Origin of the sequence: Mycobacterium sp. 852002-51163_SCH5372311 (assembly GCF_001667115.1) — a bacterium.
GTDB lineage: Bacteria > Actinomycetota > Actinomycetes > Mycobacteriales > Mycobacteriaceae > Mycobacterium.
The window spans coordinates 37,778-57,897 of sequence record NZ_LZIJ01000147.1; the positions used below are offsets into that span (position 1 = coordinate 37,778).

The 20,120-nt window shown below is 67.3% G+C and carries 15 protein-coding genes; 6 read left to right on the forward strand and 9 right to left on the reverse strand.

All coding sequences use genetic code 11. The annotated features are described in order from the left end of the window. Positions 1-246: 246 nt before the first annotated feature. The 4 genes from A5791_RS17300 to A5791_RS17315 all read right to left on the reverse strand — a co-directional run bounded on the left by A5791_RS17300 (position 247) and on the right by A5791_RS17315 (position 6,615). Positions 247-1,689, reverse strand: coding sequence for a lipase maturation factor family protein (locus A5791_RS17300; protein WP_067239406.1), 1,443 nt, complete (start codon positions 1,687-1,689; stop codon positions 247-249). A 70-nt stretch (positions 1,690-1,759) separates the two neighbouring features. Then, positions 1,760-6,043 (reverse strand): alpha-(1->3)-arabinofuranosyltransferase, encoded by a 4,284-nt coding sequence (locus tag A5791_RS17305; RefSeq protein WP_231995942.1) that lies wholly within the window; start codon positions 6,041-6,043, stop codon positions 1,760-1,762. Between the two features lie 7 nt (positions 6,044-6,050). Next, entirely contained in the window at positions 6,051-6,224 is a 174-nt protein-coding gene (locus A5791_RS17310) for a DUF2613 domain-containing protein (RefSeq protein ID WP_067239410.1), read from the reverse strand. Positions 6,225-6,342: 118 nt separating this feature from the next. After that, complete coding sequence (locus A5791_RS17315) at positions 6,343-6,615, reverse strand: hypothetical protein (RefSeq protein WP_067239412.1); 273 nt, start codon at positions 6,613-6,615, stop codon at positions 6,343-6,345. A 132-nt stretch (positions 6,616-6,747) separates the two neighbouring features. On the opposite strand from A5791_RS17315, the gene A5791_RS17320 reads away from it, so the two are divergent. From A5791_RS17320 to A5791_RS17330, 3 genes are all read left to right on the forward strand, one after another. Then, a complete protein-coding gene (locus A5791_RS17320; protein WP_067239414.1) occupies positions 6,748-7,905 on the forward strand; it encodes a glycoside hydrolase family 3 N-terminal domain-containing protein in 1,158 nt (385 codons plus the stop codon). Positions 7,906-7,968: 63 nt separating this feature from the next. After that, a complete protein-coding gene (locus A5791_RS17325; protein ID WP_067239417.1) occupies positions 7,969-8,610 on the forward strand; it encodes a TetR/AcrR family transcriptional regulator in 642 nt (213 codons plus the stop codon). Positions 8,611-8,619: 9 nt separating this feature from the next. Beyond that, positions 8,620-9,834 carry a chloride channel protein gene (locus tag A5791_RS17330; protein WP_067239419.1) on the forward strand — a complete coding sequence of 405 codons (1,215 nt, stop codon included), beginning with the start codon at positions 8,620-8,622 and terminating at the stop codon, positions 9,832-9,834. Here the strand turns inward: A5791_RS17330 and A5791_RS17335 are convergent. Next, a complete protein-coding gene (locus A5791_RS17335) occupies positions 9,829-10,671 on the reverse strand; it encodes a MaoC/PaaZ C-terminal domain-containing protein (protein WP_067239495.1) in 843 nt (280 codons plus the stop codon). The two genes, A5791_RS17330 and A5791_RS17335, sit on opposite strands and share 6 nt — an antisense overlap. A gap of 22 nt (positions 10,672-10,693) precedes the next feature. Beyond that, complete coding sequence (locus tag A5791_RS17340) at positions 10,694-12,058, reverse strand: 3-oxoacyl-ACP reductase (RefSeq protein ID WP_067239421.1); 1,365 nt, start codon at positions 12,056-12,058, stop codon at positions 10,694-10,696. A 147-nt stretch (positions 12,059-12,205) separates the two neighbouring features. Here A5791_RS17340 and A5791_RS17345 point away from each other — a divergent pair, with 147 nt between their 5' ends. Then, positions 12,206-13,528 carry an acetyl-CoA C-acetyltransferase gene (locus A5791_RS17345; RefSeq protein ID WP_067239498.1) on the forward strand — a complete coding sequence of 441 codons (1,323 nt, stop codon included), beginning with the start codon at positions 12,206-12,208 and terminating at the stop codon, positions 13,526-13,528. 319 nt (positions 13,529-13,847) lie between these two features. Here A5791_RS17345 and A5791_RS17350 read toward each other — a convergent pair whose 3' ends face one another. Beyond that, entirely contained in the window at positions 13,848-15,683 is a 1,836-nt protein-coding gene (locus A5791_RS17350; RefSeq protein ID WP_067239423.1) for an acyl-CoA dehydrogenase, read from the reverse strand. Between the two features lie 197 nt (positions 15,684-15,880). On the opposite strand from A5791_RS17350, the gene A5791_RS17355 reads away from it, so the two are divergent. Both A5791_RS17355 and A5791_RS17360 read left to right on the forward strand, forming a co-directional pair. Beyond that, a complete protein-coding gene (locus A5791_RS17355) occupies positions 15,881-16,906 on the forward strand; it encodes an isopenicillin N synthase family oxygenase (protein ID WP_067239425.1) in 1,026 nt (341 codons plus the stop codon). Positions 16,907-16,912: 6 nt separating this feature from the next. Further along, positions 16,913-17,404, forward strand: coding sequence for a flavin reductase family protein (locus A5791_RS17360; RefSeq protein ID WP_067239427.1), 492 nt, complete (start codon positions 16,913-16,915; stop codon positions 17,402-17,404). Positions 17,405-17,428: 24 nt separating this feature from the next. Here A5791_RS17360 and A5791_RS17365 read toward each other — a convergent pair whose 3' ends face one another. Together A5791_RS17365 and A5791_RS17370 are read right to left on the reverse strand one after the other, a co-directional pair. Continuing rightward, a complete protein-coding gene (locus A5791_RS17365) occupies positions 17,429-18,175 on the reverse strand; it encodes a succinate dehydrogenase/fumarate reductase iron-sulfur subunit (RefSeq protein WP_067239429.1) in 747 nt (248 codons plus the stop codon). Then, positions 18,175-20,103: a fumarate reductase/succinate dehydrogenase flavoprotein subunit gene (locus tag A5791_RS17370; RefSeq protein ID WP_067239431.1), complete on the reverse strand. Its 1,929-nt coding sequence runs from the start codon at positions 20,101-20,103 to the stop codon at positions 18,175-18,177. The genes A5791_RS17365 and A5791_RS17370 overlap by 1 nt, the downstream gene beginning before the upstream one ends. Positions 20,104-20,120 lie beyond the last annotated feature (17 nt).

The following is a 20,120-nucleotide window of genomic DNA, read 5'->3' on the forward strand; positions in this document are numbered from 1 at the left end:
ACATCCGTGGTCTTGGGATTCGGCTGTGAAGCCTGGGCGTTGGCGGTGAAGCCTGGGCGTTGGCGGTGAAGCCAGGGCGTTGGCGGTGAAGCCAGGGCGGAAAGGCGGCCGGGAATCCCGCCCTGCCTTCACACGCAAAGCCCTGGCCTCACACGCAAAGCCGTGAGGTCACTCGTTGTGGTTTGTCGCTACTAGGCGGGCCAGATGTCACCAATCCCGGCGAGGGGTAGCTGGGACTTAACGTGCTCAACCCTTCTGCGCCGTCGTTCTCTGCAACGTCATCGGCCGGGTGTACATGCTGATGCGGGCGCGGTGCCACCACGCATGCTCGCTTCGCAATTCGGCCCAGGTGGTGAAGCGGTACTGGTAGAGCTCAGCGCGCACGTATCGGGGCGGTGCCTCGGGGAAGGGGTTGTGCTGCAACAGACGTAGCGTGGACCGGTCGTTGCGCAGCAGCCGTTCCAGGAACGGCTGCAGCCAGGGCAAGGCATAGCCCGGCGAGATGGCGGCAAACCACATCAGCCAGTCCAGCCGCAGGTGATAGGGCGCCCATTGCCGTGGTAGTCGGCGCACCGCGCCGGGCTTGCCCTTGAATCCGTATTCTTTCCAGATGGTTTGACTGGTGATCCGGGCTTCGTCGGTGCCCTCGATCACCACCTCGCGGCGAGTCCGGCCGACGCTGCCGAACGCCCCGTAAGTATTGACCAAGTGAAAAGCGTTGAAAGAAGCGTTCATTCGCTGATGGGACGACAGCATGTTGCGTGCGGGCCAGTAGCTCAGCACCAGGACCGCTGCCGCGAACGCGATCACCACCCCGACGAACCAAAGCGGTGGTTCCGGCACAGGTGGGGTGGTCACGTGCAGCAACGCCGAGAGCGAGGACTGGTCGATCGCGCTGCACGCCAGCACGATCGTGATCCAGTTGAGCCAGGCGAAGTTGCCCGACGCCACCAGCCACAGCTGCGTCACGACGATGATCGCGGCGGCCACACTTGCCACCGGCTGCGGCGCGAACAACCCGAACGGCACGACGAGCTGAGCGAAATGGTTGCCCGCCACCTCGATTCGGTGCAGCGGCTTGGGCAGGTGATGGAAGAACCAGCTCAACGGCCCCGGCATGGGCTGGGTTTCGTGGTGGTAGTAGAGGCAGGTCAGATCACGCCAGCACCGGTCGCCGCGCATCTTGATCAGCCCGGCGCCGAACTCGACCCGGAACAGCAGCCAGCGCACCAACCACATCGTCAGCACCGGCGGCGCCGCGCGGTCGTTGCCGACGAAGACCATCAGGAACCCGGTCTCGAGCAGCAGCGACTCCCAGCCGAACGAATACCACGTCTGCCCGACGTTGACGATCGACAAGTAGAGCACCCACAGCGTCAGCCACATGACCATCGCACCCCACAACGGCACCGCGTCAGCCGCACCGGCGACGATGGCCGCCGACAGCGCCGCGCCCGACCAGGCCACGGCTGCGAACAACCGATCCGAGTAGCGCAGGTGAAAGAGGCTCGGTGCTTTCCAGAACGACAGCCCCGCCAAAAACCGTGGCACCGGCAGTATTCCGTGCTCACCGATCAGTGCCCGGAACTGCATCGCCGCCGCTACGAACGCGATCAGGTAGATCGCCGCCACGCCGCGTTCGAGCACCAATCTGCTGAGCCAGTATTCAGGTGCCGAAAACCATCCCATGGCCGTAACTCCTCGGACGGTGGTGTATCCAAGTGAATCAGCCGTAAACCCGCCAGCCAACCCCCGGAAGCTACTCGTCGGGTGGCGGCCGTCCACGAGAAGGCATCGTCACCACGGAGGCGGCCACGGCCGCGAGCGAAACAAGTGCCAGCAGTTGCACATTCGCGGAGTGGCCGGCGTAGCCGTCGACCGACCGCCACGGGTGCCGCGACAGCGCGGCCCCGGCCAGGATCAGCCCGCCGGCGCTGAGCCACATCGTCACCCGGTCACTTCGCCTCGGATCGGTCAGCACATACCGCAGCCCGAATGCCGCGCCCACCACGACGACGCCGGCCACGCCGGAGATCAGCGCCCCGGCAGCCACTACCGCGACGGCGGCCCACGGCCCGGGTGCCCAGGGCTGCGCGGGCGGGTCGTCCCGGCTTGCCGGCCTGGCGCGCCATAACGCCAGTACGGCCAGCAAGGGCAGCAAGGCCAGCCCGACTCCCAAGCCCGTGCGGTACAGCGAGTTGGAGGCGAACGTCAGCGTGATGGTCCCGGGATCTCCGGGGGGCACTATCCAGCCTTGCTGCCACCCGTTGACGGCGACCGGCGTCAACCGGACGCCGGCGCTGGTGCGCGCCACCCAGCCTGGGTTGATGCTTTCGGGGACGACCAGCACCCGGCTGGTGGTCGAGGCGGGTGCCCGCACCTCGCGGTGGTCGGGACTCCAGACCCCGGAGGCCGCGGAAGTCACTGTGGCACCGGGCGACTCGGGAGCGCCGGAGACGTGCAGCCTTATCCCGTCCACGACGAACTGCGGGCCGGGGCTGATCAGCAATTCCTGCTTACCCTCCGGCAACGCTATCGGGTCGCGGTCACAGACGTCCGCCGCAAGCGGCTGGTCGGCCAGCAACGCACCCACCGTGGCCCGGATGGAGGTGTGCACAAACCGGCCCGCGACGGCGATGACCGGCCCGTGTTCGCAGTCGACCACGATCTCTCGCGACCGGTTGCGGTTGGCGTCGGCGGGTGCGATGGGGCTGCCGTCGGCGCCGAGCACCGCGATCTCGGCCAGGCCCGGCGGCTTGAGCTGGTCGAACCCGAGCGCGTTGCGGTCGATGACGTCTTCCCAGTCGAGCAGGCTCATCGTTACGGTGTCCGTGACCCGGGCCTTGAGCGACAAGGTCTGCTGCTCACTGCCGGAATCGCTGCCGCCGGGCTTCAATTGCCGTACCTGCGGCCCGTCGCCGAGATTGACGGCGACCACCGTCGGGCGTGCGGGCAACGTCGAGTTACTGACGACCAGGCGCAGCGCGGTGACCTCGGTGGGTCGCGGAAGTTTGATGGTCAGTGTCGGCGGCGTCTTCTGTTGCACCACCCGCTGCGGCGCGGTCCACGCGGTGGCCGGATCACCGTCGGTGGCCGCGTACGACGAGCCGAGGACGTCCACCAAATCGGAATCACCGTGGGCGCGAGTGGTTTCCGGTTCTGCGACCAGCTCGGCCAGCTTGGGACCCTGCCGTGGCCGCACCCACAGCGCCGGTGTCACCGACACCGGATTCGGCACGGTCAGCGTCCGGCTGAAATTGACCGGCTCCTCCGGCGTCAGCGCCATGGCCGCCGCGCAAAGCACGCCGTCGGGCGCCTGGGCACAGCCGGGCCTGCCCAGCAGCTCCGACCCCAGGTCCCATCCCGCAACGGCCGAACCCGGCGGCGGAGAGGGAACCAGCACGGTGTGGCGCAGGTCGACGGGGTGAGCGAAACCCGACGCGTCATATTCGGTGACCGTCAGGTCGGTGATACCGAATTGCACTCCGGCCGACCCGTCGTCGGTGGCGGTCGCGGTGATCCGCACCCATGACGTCTCTCCGTACGGCAGCGCGGTAGTCAGCGGTTTGCCTGGCTCGCTGAACCGCAAAGTGGTTGTGCCGGTGGCCGTTTCGATCTGGACGCGACGGACCTGGGCGCCGACGGCGGTCGCGCTGGGCGTCAGCGTGAGGACGGCGTTGGTCACCGGTCGGTCGAAATCCACTCGCAACCACTGGCCCACGGCGGTCTGCAGCGAGTTGGACACCCAGGCGGTCGCCGGATCGCCGTCGATCGCGGCGGCCGGTGAGGTTGCCGGCGTGACGTCGGGCAGTGCGGTGGCATCCGACGCCGAGCTCGATGCCGTGATGCGGCCGCCGTTCCACGCACCGAAGACGGTGTCGGCGCCCGGGGCCGGGTAGTCGGGCACCCGGTTGAACGTGTGCCGGGCGTCGTCGACCGCCCGGATCGCCGAAGAGTGGTGGTCGACCCGGCCGTAGTCGGTTTCGCGCGCTACCGGGCTGTCGGTGACTGTGACGCCGGTGTGTGGCGCCAGCCCCGCGGCGCGGGCGGCCCCGACGTCGGCCGTCATCAGCACCGGTCCCAGCCCGGGCTGGCCGAGCAGCCGCTGCCGTTCGTCGAGTCGCAGCAGTGCCTCCGGGCCACCGGCGACGCGGGTCATCCGATCGACGTCGGCAAAGTAGGGCGCGCCCGGATTACCCGCCGCGTCGACGCGATAGATCTCCACCGCGGGATATCGCGGCCGCAGCCCGCTGTCGGTGACGAAGCCGGCCAGGGTGCCCGCGCCCACCGGCGCACCGAATTCCGCCACCTTCGGCAAGCCGGGTGAGCCCGCGATGGCGCGGTGCACCAGGATCGGGCGTGCCGACCGCGAAGTCTCCGGGTCCAGATCGTTGCGCACCACGACGTAGGAAATGCCTTGGCGGACAAGGGTATCCGCCAGACCGGCCGAAGGGCGACCGGCGGCGAAGAGGCGTTGCACCGAATCCAGCGCCCGGATGGTCTGCGGAGGCGTCAGCGGGATCGAGTCGCGCACCCCCCACGGGCTACTGCCCAGCACCTGCAGCGGTTCGTCATGGCTGGTGCCCCAGACCTGGGTGGCGAACGGCGCGCCCGGAACCACCAGCACCCGCCCCGGGTGCCGGCCGCCCGACTCGGAACCCGTGTTGTGCTCGCTGAGCCAGTCGGCGGCGTCGTGCCAGTAGTCGGGTATCGCGGCGAACGTTCCCGGTGGGGTGAGCCGGCCGGTCCACGCCAGCGAGGTGCTGACCGTGAGCGCGGTCAGCACCACGACGCCGACCGCGACTCGCTTGTCCCGCTCGGGGTGGGCGAACGTGCGCAGCCACCCCGCCAGCGGCGTGCCGGCCGGACGCGGTATGCGGCCCAGCAACTGTGCGATACCCAGCACCAGCGGGATCCGGATTACCGAACCCAGCTTGTGGACGTTGCGCAGCGGAGCGCCGGCCGCGTCCAGGAAGGCCTGCACCTCGCCGGCCACCGGCGAGCCCAGCCCGCCGCTGTAGCCGACAGCCATCAGGACCACCCCGGTCAACAGCATCGTCACCAGACGGCCTCGGGCCGGGGTGGCGCGGCTGGCAAGCCCGGCCAGGCCGGCCGCCGCGACCAGCGAAGTGCCCAGGACGGCAGCGGATACCGAGACCAGCGGGGCGCCCGCGGTCGCGTCCGGTGCCACGAACGGGGTCCAGCTGTCGGTGCCGCGCAGCATCTCGGTCAGCGACGACCACTGCGTCGTCACGCCGGAGGATTCGATGAAGTCCAGGAACGGCGGACTGACGTTGCGCAGCAGGATCAGCGCCACCACCCACCACGACGTCGCCAGGCCGAGAGCCAGCACCCACCATCCGGTGTATCGGCACCACAGCCGGTTCGGCCGGTGACAGGCCCACCAGATCAGCGCGGGCAGACAGCCGGCCAGCGTCGCGATGGCGTTGACGGCGCCCATCAAGGCGACCGCCACACCGGCCTGCGCTGCCAGGACACGGACCGAGCGCCCGGAATTTCCCCGCAGCGCCAGGATCGTGGGCAGCAGCACCCACGGCGCCAGCATCATCGGCAGGGTTTCCGACGATATGGACCCGAGGGTGGTCAGCACCCGCGGTGACAGCGCGAACGCCACCGCGCCGATCACCCGCGACGTCGGACTGCCGATGCCCAGCGCCTCGGCGACCCGCAGCAGCCCCCAGAAGCCGGCTGTCAGCAGCAGTGCCCACCACAACCGCTGGGTGATCCAGCCCGGCACTCCCAGCAGGTGGCCGGCGAGGAAAAACGCGCCGTGCGGAAACAAATATCCGTAGGCCTGGTTCTGCGCCTGGCCGAACGGCAACTCGCTGTTCCACAGATTGGTGGCGCGGGCCAGAAAGCGCAGCGGGTTGGCGGTCAGGTCGAGCTTGGTATCGGGGGAGATTTGCCCCGGCGACTGCGCGAACGTCAACGCCAGCGCGACCGTCCCGGCCACCAGCAACCATTTACGGGACAGCGGGCTCGCGGAGGCGGTTTCCGCCGGTGATGCCGCCGCCGGCGCCACCGCCGGGCTAACTACGGTTGCCGTACTCGACCCGGTTGAGCACCGACGACGACGGGTCGCCTCCGGGAAGTGGCGGCTTCGTGTCCTGCTGCACCATCAGGGTGACCCCGAAAATCGCGGCCGCGCCGAGCAACAAACCCACCACCACGCTCGCGGCGGCGGGCGCAATGATCCGATTCATCGGTTGGCTCCTTGCGGGTCTGCGGTCGCGGCGTGGCATGTCCAGTGGAGAGCCCCGAAGAGCCACAGCAGCGTAAGCGCCAACCTAGCAGAACAATGTCAAGCGTCTGAAAGGCTGCTTACCGCAGTCCCGGCGGCAGCTTGTTCCTGCAACTCTGCACACTGTTGCAGGGCGGCGCGGGCACCGCGGGCGGTGCGGGGATCGCCGGCACTGCCGGCACGCAATACCCGCCGTAGCAGCGACCGCCGTATTCCACCAGATGCGGCGCGCCGGGAGCTGGCGCGCGCTGAGCCGGCATGTGGTCGTCCGCCGTGGCGCCGATGGTCGCGGCGGCGGCGATCAACAATCCCGCCGCGATGCCGGCCCGCGCGCCACGCGAAAACCCGGTCATCGCTGGCTCCTCCCTGCCAGTCAATAGGAGCTGTGGCAAAGGTAACAGTATTGGACCTGCGGAACACTGCAAACGCCATCTTTCGGCGCGCCCGTGACAAGGCCCGCCGGTCGGCCATGACAACATGGCCCGATGGCTTTTCGGCGCACCCTGGCTGTAGCTCTGGCATTAGGAGTCGCAGCTTCGACCCTGGCGGGCTGCGGTCACACCGGACGACCCCCCGCCGCCAGCTCAACCAAGGTCAGTGCGCCCGCTCCAGCGCCGCCACTGTGCACCGACCCGACGGGCGTCCCGGCCGGCTTGTCACTGCAGGAAAAGCTCGCCCAGCTCCTGATGGTGGGCGTGCAGAACGCCGACGACGCCAAGGCGGTCGTCACCACCTATCACGTCGGCGGGATCTTCATCGGCAGCTGGACGGACCTGTCGATTTTCGACGGCCCGCTCGCCGAGATCGCTAAAAGCGCTGGCAAGCTGCCGCTGGCCGTGAGCGTCGACGAGGAGGGCGGCCGGGTCTCGCGGTTGAAGAAGCGTATCGGGGAGTCGCCGTCGCCTCGCGAGCTGGCGCAGACGCAAACGCCGCAATACGTCCACGACTTCGCGCTCGAGCGCGGCCGCAAGATGCGCGCATTGGGCATCACCATCGACTTTGCGCCGGTGGTCGACGTCACCAGCGCCCCCGACGACACCGTGATCGGGGACCGGTCCTTCGGCGCCGATCCGAAGACGGTCACCGACTACGCGGGGGCTTACGCACAGGGGTTGCGTGACGCCGGGCTGCTCCCGGTGCTCAAGCACTTCCCGGGCCACGGGCATGGCTCGGGCGACTCGCACAAGGGCGGGGTTGTCACGCCGCCGCTGAGCGACCTGCAGAACAACGACCTGCAGCCCTATCGGGCACTGGTGACCGCCAACCCGGTCGGTGTGATGGTCGGTCACTTGCAGGTTCCCGGGCTGACCGGTGACGACCCGGCCACCCTGAGCCGGGCCGCGGTGCAGTTGTTGCGGACCGGGACCGGCTACGGCGCTCCGGCTTTCGACGGCCCGATCTTCAGCGACGACCTGTCCAGCATGGCGGCGATATCCGACCGGTTCGGCGTATCGGAGGCGGTGCTGCGCAGCTTGCAGGCAGGCACCGACATCGCGCTGTGGGTCACCACCAAAGAGGTGCCCGCGGTCCTGAAGGAGCTGGAACAGGCCTGGAACGACGGCAAATTAGACAAGGCGGCGGTGGACGCCTCGGTGGTGCGGATCGCGAAGATGAAGCAGGTCAAGCCGGGGTGCGGACACTGACACGACCGCGTGTTGCCTACTCTGGAGTCAGATAGACAGGCTAGAGAGGCGTCAGAGGCATCCATGGCGGGTGGTACCAAGCGGCTACCGCGTGCTGTCCGGGAACAGCAGATGCTGGACGCTGCCGTGCAGATGTTCTCGCTCAACGGCTATCACGAGACGTCGATGGACACCATCGCCGCCGAGGCGCAGATCTCCAAGCCGATGCTCTACCTGTATTACGGCTCCAAAGAGGATCTGTTCGGCGCCTGCCTGAACCGGGAGATGGGCCGGTTCATCGACGCGGTGCGCGCCGACATCGACTTCGAGCAGAGCCCGAAAGACTTGCTGCGCAACACGATCGTGTCGTTCCTGCGCTATATAGATGCCAACCGGGCGTCGTGGATCGTGATGTACACCCAGGCCACCAGCTCACAGGTGTTCGCCCAGACAGTGCGCGAGGGGCGCGAGCAGATCATCGAACTGGTGGCCGGGCTGGTGCGGGCCGGCAGCCGTAGCCCGCGGCCCGACGCCGAGCACGAGATGATGGCGGTCGCGTTGGTGGGCGCGGGTGAGGCGATGGCCACCAGGGTCAGCACCGGCGATATCGATGTGGACGAGGCAGCCGAGCTGATGATCGAACTGTTCTGGCGCGGTCTCCGGGGCGGACCCGCCGAGCGGGATTCAGGCTCGAATCAGCCGGGCCCCAACGTCGCCGCAGGCTAAGTTCAGGGCGTGCAACACCGCCGCAACCTCGATTTCTATTGCGCGGTGGTCATCGTCGGAGTGCTGGCGGGGGTCGCCGGATTGGCCACGACTTTCGTATTGCGTTCCGTCGAACACCTCACGTACCACTACACATTCGGTCCGTTGCTCGCCGGAATCGCCAGCAGTAGTCCGGTGCGCCGCGCGCTGGGCCCGATGGCCGGCGCCGCGCTGGCAGCGGTGGGGTGGAGGATGCTGCGACGCCGCAGCGAGGTGCCGCCCCTTGAGCCGACCATCACCCAGCATCGCCGGATACCGCGGTTGTCGTGGAGCATCGACGCCCTGCTGCAGGTGCTGCTCGTCGGCTCCGGCGCCTCGCTCGGCCGGGAAGGCGCTCCACGCCAATTCGCCGCTGCATTAAGCGATTTGGCCACCGGATGGCTCAGGCGGCTGTCGCCCGGCGACCGCGAGATCCTGTTGGCCTGCGCGGCCGGGGCCGGCCTGGGGGCGGTCTACGCGGTGCCGGCGGCCGGTGCGCTGTTCACCGTGCGGATCATCCTGAGCACCTGGCATCCGCGTGCCGTCGGTGCGGCGTTGATCACCTCAAGCCTGGCCGTCGCAGTCGGTTCTTTGATCACACACGATCACCCCAGTTTGGCGTGGCCCAGCGCGGAACGCACGTTTGAGTTGAGTGGGCAGGCGCTGATCTTGGCGCCGGTGACGCTGGGGGTCGGATTGGCCTTCAACCGGCTGATGGCCGCGGCGCGCCCGGGCGCCCCGATGAGCAGCTGGGTGCTGATCCCGGCTCTGGCCGGTGCCGGGTTGGTGACGGGAATCTGCTCGCATTGGTGGCCTGAGCTGCCCGGCAACGGGCGAAGCATCCTGACCGTCAGCCTCGCCTCCGGAATGACGCTGTCCACCGCCGCGGTCATCCTGGTGCTGAAACCGTTGCTGACCGCGCTGTTCCTGCGCGCCGGCGGCGCAGGCGGCATGCTCACACCGTCGCTGGCCACCGGTGCCGCGGCCGGGTCGGTATTGGTGCTGGCCGTCAACTCCGCGGCCGGGACGCACCTCCATGCGCCCGTGGTCTCGCTGGCCGGTGCCGCGGGCGTGCTCGCGGTGACCCAGGGGTCACCGATCTGGGCCGCGATCTTCGTCTGGGAACTAGCCCGGCCGCCGGTTTGGCTGTTCCTGGTCTTCCTGGTGACCGCGGTCGGCGCGCACGCGCTGAAGAAGGCGCTATAGGGGCCGGACAGTGCCGGTCAGGTACGGGTATCCCTTGGCGACATTGCGCAACGCGAGATCCCAGCCGTCGTCCTGCTTTTCGACGTAGAGTCCCCCGGTGCCCGGGAGCACCAGGGGCTTGCCGAATTTCACCGAATACCGCACCGCGTCCGGGAACTGGGCCTCAATGTTTGCCAATACCGCTGCGGCACTGAACATTCCGTGTGCGATCACGGTGGGGAACCCGAAGAGTTTGGCCGCGACCGGGTTGGTGTGGATCGGGTTGTGATCGCCGCCGACGAACGCGTAGCGACGGATCTGGCTAGGTGACACCCGCAGGACGGAGCTCGGCGGCGGCAGCTTGGGCTCCTTCTGCGGCGGCGGCTTGGGTTCGTCGGACAAGCTGGTCCGCTGCTGGTGCAGGAACGTCGTCACCTGGTGCCACGCGGTGTCATTGCCGACGTTCACGTCGGTCACCAGGTCGACCAGCAGACCTTTCCGGTGTTCGCGCAGGTTCTCGGCATGCACCTGCACGCCGACCGTGTCGGTCACCGCGATCGGCCGGAACTGCGTGATGTGGTTCTCCAGGTGAATGGATCCCATTGCGGCAAAAGGAAAGTCGAACGAGGTGACCAGCGACATCATCGTCGGGAAGGTCAACGCGAACGGATAGGTCAGCGGCACGTTGTTGCCGTAGCGCAAACCGGTGACGGCCGCATAGGCGGCGACATTGGTGTGGTCGATCGGCAGTTCGTCCACCTTGACGGTGCGCTCGGGCAACTTGTCGCCGCGGGGTACGAACGGCATGGCTCCGGCGGCCGCGCGCAACATGTTTCTCAGGCCGCTTGGTTGGTTCATCTGCTTTCCCTCCGGAACTGCGTCACGCGCCCAGCATGGCCTGGCCGCAGACACGAATGACGTTGCCCGTCACCGCATTCGAAGCCGGGCTGGCGAAATAAGCGATGGTCTCGGCGACGTCGACGGGCTGACCGCCCTGCAACAGCGAGTTCAGCCGGCGGCCCACCTCCCGGGTGGCCAGCGGGATGGCCGCCGTCATCTGAGTTTCGATGAAGCCCGGTGCGACGGCGTTGATCGTGATGCCCTTTTCGGCGAGTCCGGGCGCCAGCGCCTGAGTGAGACCGATCATTCCGGCCTTGGTGGTGGCGTAGTTGGTCTGCCCGCGGTTGCCGGCGATGCCGGCCATCGACGACAGGCCGATCACCCGGCCGCCGTTCCCGATGCTGCCGTTGCCGATCAGGCCTTCGGTAAGACGTTGAGGGGCAAGCAGATTGACGGCCAACACGGCGTCCCAGCGGGCGTCGTCCATGTTGACCAGGAGCTTGTCGCGGGTGATGCCGGCGTTGTTGACCAGGATGTCGGCGCGCCCACCGTGGTGGTCGCGCAGGTGCTGGGTGATCTGGTCGACGGCGTCGTCGGCGGTGACGTCGAGCCACAACGGCGTGCCGCCGACCTTGCTGGCCGTTTCGGCCAGGGTCTCCTCAGCCGATTCCACGTCGATCGCGACCACGCGTGCGCCGTCGCGGGCGAACACCTCGGCGATGGTTGCGCCGATGCCCCGCGCGGCGCCGGTCACAATGGCGATCTTGCCGTCCAGGGGTCGGTCCCAGTCGGCCGGTGGCGTGGAGTCGGCGGCCCCCACGTAGAACACCTGGCCGTCAACGTAGGCCGACTTGGCCGAGAGAATGAACCGCATGGTGGATTCCAGGCCCGTCGCGGCCGGCTTGGCGTCCGGAGACAGGTAAACCAGGGCCGCGGTGGACCCGCGGCGCAGCTCCTTGCCCAGCGACCGCGTGAAACCCTCCAGCGCGCGCTGCGCGATCCGCTCGTCGGTGCCGGCGGCCGCCTCGGGCGTGGTGCCGACGACCACCACCCGCGCGCAACGGCCCAGATTGCGCAGCAACGGGGTGAAGAATTCGTGCAGGGCCTTCAGCCCGGGAGGTGAGGTGATGCCGGTGGCGTCGAAAACCAGCCCGCCGAACGAGTCGGCCCAGCGTCCGCCGAGGTTGTTGCCCACCACGTCGTAGTCGTGGTCCAGCGCCGCACGCAACGGCTCGACCACCCTGCCGTCACCCCCGATGAGCAGGGATCCGGCCAGCGGCGGATCGCCCGGCCGGTAGCGGCGAAGGATCTCGGGCTGCGGGACACCGAGTTGCTTGGCCAGAAAGGATCCGGGGCCGGAGTTGGCAACCTGGGATAACAGATCGGGAGAACGCTTGGTGGCCACTGAAATGCCTTCCGTGTTGCGGGCGTGTGCGTATACGGCAACCGTATCTGGGAACGAACTTACTTCAGAGTAAGAACAGTGAGTAGTATGGCCGGTAACGGCCTGCCCCAAACTGACCCCCAAGGTGACGAGACAGACGGAGACGAAGTGGCCCCTGCTGCACAGAACAACTCTCAGACCAGGCGGCGAGTCGCCGTGCTCGGTGGCAACCGCATCCCATTCGGGAGGTCGGACCGCGCCTACGCCGAGGCGTCCAACCAGGACATGTTCACCGCTGCGCTCGGTGGGCTGGTAGACCGCTTCGGCCTGGCCGGGCAGCGGTTGGGTGCGGTGGTCGGCGGCGCGGTGCTCAAGCACAGCCGCGATTTCAACCTGATGCGCGAATGCGTGCTGGGCTCGGAGCTCTCGCCGCACACGCCGGCGTTCGATCTACAGCAGGCCTGCGGCACGGGTCTGCAGGCCGCGATCGCGGCCGCCGACGGCATCGCGGCGGGCCGCTACGAGGTGGCGGTAGCCGGCGGCGTCGACACCACGTCTGACGCGCCGATCGCTCTGGGCGACGACCTGCGCCGCACCCTGCTCAAGGTGCGCCGGTCGAAGTCCAACGTGCAACGGCTGAAACTCGTGGGGACGCTGCCGGCCAACCTCGGGCTCGACCTTCCGGCCAACAGCGAACCGCGCACCGGGCTGTCCATGGGTGAGCACGCCGCCATCACCGCCAAGCAGCTGGGAATCAAACGTGTCGATCAGGACGAGCTTGCCGTCGCCAGCCACCGCAACATGGCCGACGCCTACGACCGAGGCTTCTTCGACGACCTGATCACCCCTTTTCTGGGGCTCTACCGCGACGACAATCTGCGTCCTGACGCCAGCGTCGAGAAGCTGGCGGCGCTGCGGCCGGTATTCGGCGTCAAGGCCGGCGACGCGACGATGACGGCGGGAAATTCGACCCCGTTGACCGACGGCGCCTCGGTGGCCCTGCTGGCCAGCGAGCAGTGGGCCGAAGAACACTCCCTGTCTCCGCTGGCCTACTTCGTCGACGCCGAGACGGCGGCTGTCGACTACGTCAACGGAAACGACGGGCTGCTGATGGCGCCGACCTATGCGGTGCCGCGGCTCCTGGCCCGAAACGGATTGAGCCTGCAGGACTTCGACTTCTACGAAATCCACGAGGCGTTCGCCTCGGTGGTGCTGGCTCATCTGCAGGCGTGGGAGTCCGAAGAGTACTGCAAGCAGCGGCTGGGCCTGGATGCCGCGCTCGGGCCGATCGACCGGACCAAGGTCAACGTCAACGGCTCGTCGTTGGCTGCCGGCCACCCCTTCGCCGCCACCGGCGGGCGGATTCTGGCGCAGGCAGCCAAGCAGATCGCCCAGAAAAAGGCTGAGCAATTCGGTGACGCCCCGGTGCGCGCGCTGATTTCGATCTGCGCCGCCGGCGGGCAGGGTGTGGCCGCCATTCTGCAGGCCTGAGCCGGCGGGCATCCCATCGCGCTCACAGAAAACACCACGCTGAGACCAATGGGTTTCTTTTGGTGCGGTTTGTAACCCTAACGAACGGGTATCTGAGGGTTCGGATAGCCCCGTGTTGCGGTCTGACCCCCCGACCCCGACGGCGATACGGGGCTTCCCTGAAAACGACCGCCAGTCAGCGGAGACGGGCGTCCGGAAAGGCCGCCGCTGGAGTGAGGGGATCCAGCGGCGGTCTTTTGAGTTGCACTCGGACAAAACAGGTCCCCCGCTTCGGCGTGGAAGCGGGGGACCTTTGCTTTGAAATCCGGTCGGCCTGGCCTTAGAAGGCAGCCTCGTCGAGTTCCATGATGTCGTTGTCGAGCGTCTCGATGACCTCGCGAGTGCTGGTCAGCAACGGCAGGAAGTTCTTCGCGAAGAACGACGCCACCGCGATCTTGCCCTCGTAGAAGGACCGCTCGGCACCGCTGGCGCCGGCGTCGAGTGCGGCCACCGCTACTGCGGCCTGACGCTGCAGCAACCAGCCGATCACCAGATCGCCGACGCTCATCAGGAAGCGGACCGAACCCAGCCCCACCTTGTACAGGCTGGTGACGTCCTCCTGCGCGGCCATCAGGTAGCCGGTCAGCGAGGCCGCCATGGCCTGGACGTCGACCAGCGCCTTGGACAGCACCTCGCGCTCCATCTTCAGCCGGCCGTTGCCGGACTCGTTGTCGACGAACTGCTGGATCTCGCCCGCCACGTGGGCCAAGGCAACACCCTTGTCACGGATGATCTTGCGGAAGAAGAAATCCTGCGCCTGAATGGCCGTGGTGCCCTCGTAGAGCGAGTCGATCTTGGCGTCACGGATGTACTGCTCGATCGGGTAGTCCTGCAGGAAGCCGGACCCTCCGAAGGTCTGCAGGCTCTCGGTGAGCTTCGCGTAGGCCTGTTCGGAGCCGACGCCCTTGACCACCGGCAGCATCAGGTCGTTGATCCTGGCCGCCAACTTGGCGTCCACACCGTGCACCGCCTCGGCGACCGCGGCATCCTGGAACGTCGCGGTGTAGATGTACAGCGCACGCAGACCCTCGGCGTAGGCCTTCTGGGTCATCAGCGACCGGCGCACGTCGGGGTGGTGCGTGATGGTCACCCGCGGCGCGGTCTTGTCCGTCATCTGGGTCAGATCGGCGCCCTGCACCCGGGACTTGGCGTACTCGAGCGCGTTCAGGTAGCCGGTCGACAGGGTGGCGATCGCCTTCGTGCCGACCATCATGCGGGCCTGCTCGATGACCTCGAACATCTGCGCAATACCGTTGTGCACCTCGCCGACCAGCCAGCCCTTCGCGGGCACGCCGTGCTGGCCGAGCGACAGCTCACACGTCGCGGAGACCTTCAGGCCCATCTTGTGCTCGACGTTGGTGACGAACACGCCGTTACGCTCACCCAGCTCGCCGGTTTCGAAGTCGAACAGGAACTTCGGTACGAAGAACAGCGACAGCCCCTTGGTGCCCGGGCCGGCGCCCTCGGGGCGGGCCAGCACCAAGTGGAAGATGTTCTCGAACAGGTCGCCGGAATCGGCTGACGTGATGAATCGCTTGACACCGTCGATGTGCCAGGAGCCGTCCTCCTGCTGGACGGCTTTGGTCCGTCCGGCGCCCACATCGGAGCCGGCGTCCGGCTCGGTGAGCACCATGGTCGATCCCCAGCCGCGTTCGGCGGCCATGATCGCCCACTTCTTCTGCTCCTCGGTGCCGAGGTTGTAGAAGATCTGCGCGAAACCCGCGCCGCCGGCGTACATCCATGCCGCGGGGTTGGCGCCCAGAATGTGTTCGTGCAAAGCCCACAACAGCGCCTTGGGCGCCGGAGTGCCACCGAGTTCCTCGTCGAGGGCGACCTTGTCCCAACCCCCATCGATAACCGCGCGAACCGAGTTCTTGAACGACTCCGGCAAGGTCACCGAGTGGGTCTCCGGGTCGAAAACCGGCGGGTTACGGTCGCCTTCGACGAATGAATCAGCCACCGGCCCCTCGGCGAGTCGGCTGATCTCCGCCAGCATTTCGCGGGCGACATCAGCGTCCAGATCGCTGTACTCGCCTTCGCCTAAAGCCTTGTCAACGCCGAAGACCTCAAACAGGTTGAATACCTGGTCGCGGACGTTGCTCTTGTAGTGGCTCACTACGTTCCTCCTCGTTGAGAATGCCACTTGTGGTTGGGCACTAGGGCTAAGTTACCCACCAGTAACACCGCTAAACTATATCCGTCTGATGGTCCAACGCAAGTCAATGTGAGCTAAATTTCACTATCTAACTAACCAACCGGTTGGGAACGCGTCGGCAGCCCTTTGACCTGCGGCGATGGGATTTCAAGAGGAGTGTGGTGAGCGTCACGGCCCTCCCGGTGATCGATGCGCGCGCCGACCCCGACGCGCTGCGCGAAGGCCTGCGCGAGGCCGCGCACGAGGTGGGTTTCTGCTATCTGACCGGCCACGGGGTGCCGGAGACGCTGGTGGGCAAGGTGCTCGCGACGGCGCGTCGGCTGTTTGCGCTGCCGCAGGCGGACAAAGACGCCATCGCCATGGTGCATAGCCCCCATTTCCGGGGATACACGCGGCTCGGTGGCGAGCTGACCCGCGGTGAGGTGGACTGGCGCGAGCAGATCGACGTGGGGCCGCAACGCCCCTCGATCGGAGGGACCGGCAAGCCGGATTACTTGTGGCTGCAAGGGCCCAACCAGTGGCCGGCGGCGCTGCCGGAACTGCCCGGCGTGATCGCGGAATGGGACGCCGCGCTTTCGCGCGTTGCCCGAACGTTGCTGCGCCACTGGGCGGTTTCGCTGGGCAGTCCGCCCGACGTGTTCGACGCGGCCTTCGCCGGAGCGCCCGCCACGCTGATCAAGGTGATCCGGTACCCCGCGCCGACAGCCGGCGCGCAAGGCGTTGGCGCGCACAAAGATTCGGGGGTGCTGACGCTGCTGTTGGCCGAGCCGGGCAGCCGCGGACTGCAGGTGCGCCTACCCGATTCAGGGCAGTGGATCGAGGTGCCGCCGTTGGACGGCGCGTTCGTCGTCAATATCGGTGAGCTGCTCGAGGTCGCGACCAGCGGCTACCTGCGCGCCACCGAACACCGGGTGAACCTGCAGTTCCCGGCCGTCGAGCGGCTTTCGGTGGCGTACTTCTTCAACCCCCGGCTGGACGCGCGGATACCGGTGCTCTCGCTGCCCGCCAAACTGGCCGCCCGGGCCGGGATGCGCCCGGACCCGTCGGATCCGATCTTCGCCGTCTACGGGCGCAACGCGTGGAAGAGCAGATTGCGCGCGCACCCGGATGTGGCTGCCGCGCACGGATATGCACCCGGTAGGCTCCAAACCGAGAATCCCGTTCTCGGCTCGAGGGGCGAATGAACTCCGGTGAATTCGAACAGCAATCTGACACCGTCGTCACTGCGTGAGGCTTTCGGCCACTTCCCGTCCGGGGTAGTGGCTATCGCGGCCGAGGTGAATGGGGTCCGGGAGGGCCTGGCGGCCAGCACCTTCGTTCCGGTCTCGCTGGACCCTCCGCTGGTGTCGTTCTGTGTGCAGAACATTTCGACGACGTGGCCCAAACTCAAGGACGTCCCGATGCTCGGCATCAGCGTGCTCGGCGAGGCGCACGACGAGGCCGCGCGCACCTTGGCCGCCAAGACCGGCGACCGGTTCGCCGGCTTGGAGACGGTGTCGCATGAGTCCGGAGCGGTGTTCATCAAGGGCACCGGTCTCTGGCTGGAAAGTGCGATCGAGCAAATGATCCCGGCAGGGGACCACACCATCGTCGTACTGCGGGTCAGGCAGGTCACGATCGATGCCGAGGTGGCACCGATCGTGTTTCACCGCAGCGCTTTTCGCCGCCTCGTCACCGGTTAGGGACGGCGACCAGCCCGCCTCGGTTCAGCGGCGGAACAGTTTGTTGCCCAGCCAGACCACCGGATCGTATTTGCGATCGGCGACCCGTTCTTTCATCGGAATCAGCGCGTTGTCGGTGATCTTGATGTTTTCCGGGCACACCTCGGTGCAGCACTTGGTGATGTTGCAATAGCCCAGGCCGAACTCGTCCTGCGCCTGGTTGCGCCGGTCCAGCGTGTCCAACGGATGCATTTCCAGTTCGGCGACGCGCATCAGGAAGCGCGGGCCGGCGAAAGCCTGCTTGTTTTCCTCGTGATCGCGGACCACGTGGCAGACGTTTTGGCACAGGAAGCACTCGATGCACTTGCGGAACTCCTGTGAGCGCTGCACGTCGACCTGCGCCATCCGGTATTCGCCGGGCTGCAGTTCCTTTGGCGGCGCGAACGACGGGATCTCCCGCGCCTTCTCGTAGTTGAACGACACGTCGGTGACCAGGTCGCGGATCACCGGGAAGGTGCGCATCGGGGTGACGGTGACGGTTTCGTCCTCGCTGAACGTGGACATCCGGGTCATGCACATCAGTCGGGGCTTGCCGTTGATCTCCGCGGAGCAGGACCCGCACTTGCCCGCCTTGCAGTTCCAGCGGACCGCGAGGTCTGGCGTCTGGGTCTGCTGCAGGCGGAGGATCACGTCGAGCACGACTTCGCCGTCGTTGACCTCGACGGTGAAATCGCGCAGCTCGCCGCCGCTTTCGTCGCCGCGCCATACGCGCAGGCTGGCGTTGTAGCTCATCAGCTCTCCGTCCTCGGGGTCCGTCCCGGATGGTCGGCCAGCTCCTCGTCGGTGTAGTACTTCTCCAACTCGGAGATCTCGAAGAGCTCAAGCAGGTCAGGCCGCATCGGTACCTGTGGCTCGCGGGTGATGATGACGCGCGAGTCGCTCGTGTCGCCGTACCCGACCCGGCACACCAGCAGGGTGTTGCGCCAGTTGGCATCCATGCTCGGGTGGTCGTCGCGGGTGTGCCCGCCGCGGCTCTCGGTGCGCTCCAGCGCTGCCTTGGCTACACACTCGCTGACCAGCAGCATGTTGCGCAGGTCGAGGGCGAGGTTCCAGCCCGGGTTGTATTGGCGGTTGCCCTCGACCTGGACGTTCTGGTAGCGCGTCCACAACTCGTTCAACCGGGTCAGCGCCTTGGTGATCTCGTCCTCCTTGCGGATGATGCCCACCAGGTCGTTCATCACCTGCTGCAGGTCGAGTTGCAGCGTGTACGGATTCTCCGCTGCGGAGCCGTCGGCCGGGCCCTCGAAAGGCTTCACCGCCACCTCGGCGGCGGCGTCGACGGCTTCCGGCGAAACCGTCGGGCGGCTGCTCAGCGCGCGCACGTAGTCGGCCGCGCCCAGGCCGGCGCGCCGGCCGAACACCAGCAGGTCCGACAGCGAGTTACCGCCCAGCCGGTTGGAGCCGTGCATGCCGCCGGAGCATTCGCCGGCGGCGAAGAGACCGGGAACGGTGGCGGCTCCGGTGTCGGCGTCCACCTCGACGCCACCCATCACGTAGTGGCAGGTGGGGCCAACCTCCATCGGCTCCTTGGTGATGTCGACCCCGGCCAGCTCCTTGAACTGGTGATACATCGACGGCAGGCGCCGGTTGATCTCCGCGGGGGTCAACCGTGAGGCGATGTCGAGGAAGACACCGCCGTGCGGGCTGCCGCGGCCCGCTTTGACCTCCGAGTTGATCGCTCGCGCGACCTCGTCGCGGGGCAGCAGGTCCGGGGTGCGACGGGCCGAGTCGTTGTCCTTGAGCCATTGGTCGGCCTCTTGTTCGGTCTCGGCGTACTGGCCCTTGAACACCGGAGGGATGTAGTCGAACATGAACCGCTTGTTCTCGGAGTTCTTCAGCACTCCGCCGTCGCCGCGAACACCCTCGGTGACCAGGATCCCTTTCACACTGGGCGGCCACACCATGCCGGTCGGGTGGAACTGGACGAACTCCATGTTGATCAGCGTCGCCCCGGCCCGCAGCGCCAGCGCATGGCCGTCGCCGGTGTACTCCCAGGAATTCGAGGTCACCTTGAACGACTTGCCGATCCCCCCGGTGGCCAGCACGACGGCGGGCGCCTCGAACACGACGAAGCGGCCGCTCTCGCGCCAGTAGCCGAACGCTCCCGAGATGGCGCCGTGGTCCTTGAGCAGCTCGGTGATCGTGCATTCGGCGAACACCTTGATGCGCGCCTCGTAGTCGCCGAGTTCGGCGTAGTCCTCCTGCTGTAGCGAGACGATTTTCTGCTGCATGGTGCGAATCAGCTCGAGGCCCGTGCGGTCGCCGACGTGCGCCAGCCGGGGATAGGTGTGCCCACCGAAGTTGCGCTGACTGATCCGGCCGTCTTTGGTGCGGTCGAACAACGCGCCGTAGGTCTCCAGCTCCCAGACCCGGTCTGGTGCCTCCTTGGCGTGCAGCTCGGCCATCCGCCAGTTGTTCAGGAACTTCCCACCGCGCATCGTGTCGCCGAAGTGGGTCTTCCAGTTGTCTTTCGGGTTGGTGTTGCCCATCGCGGCCGCGCAGCCGCCTTCGGCCATCACCGTGTGGGCCTTGCCGAACAGGGATTTGCACACCACGGCGACCTTCAGGCCGCGTTCGCGCGCCTCGATGACCGCGCGCAACCCAGCGCCGCCGGCACCGATCACGACTACGTCGTAGGAGTGCCGTTCGACCTCAACCATGAAACCTCGCTCAGCTT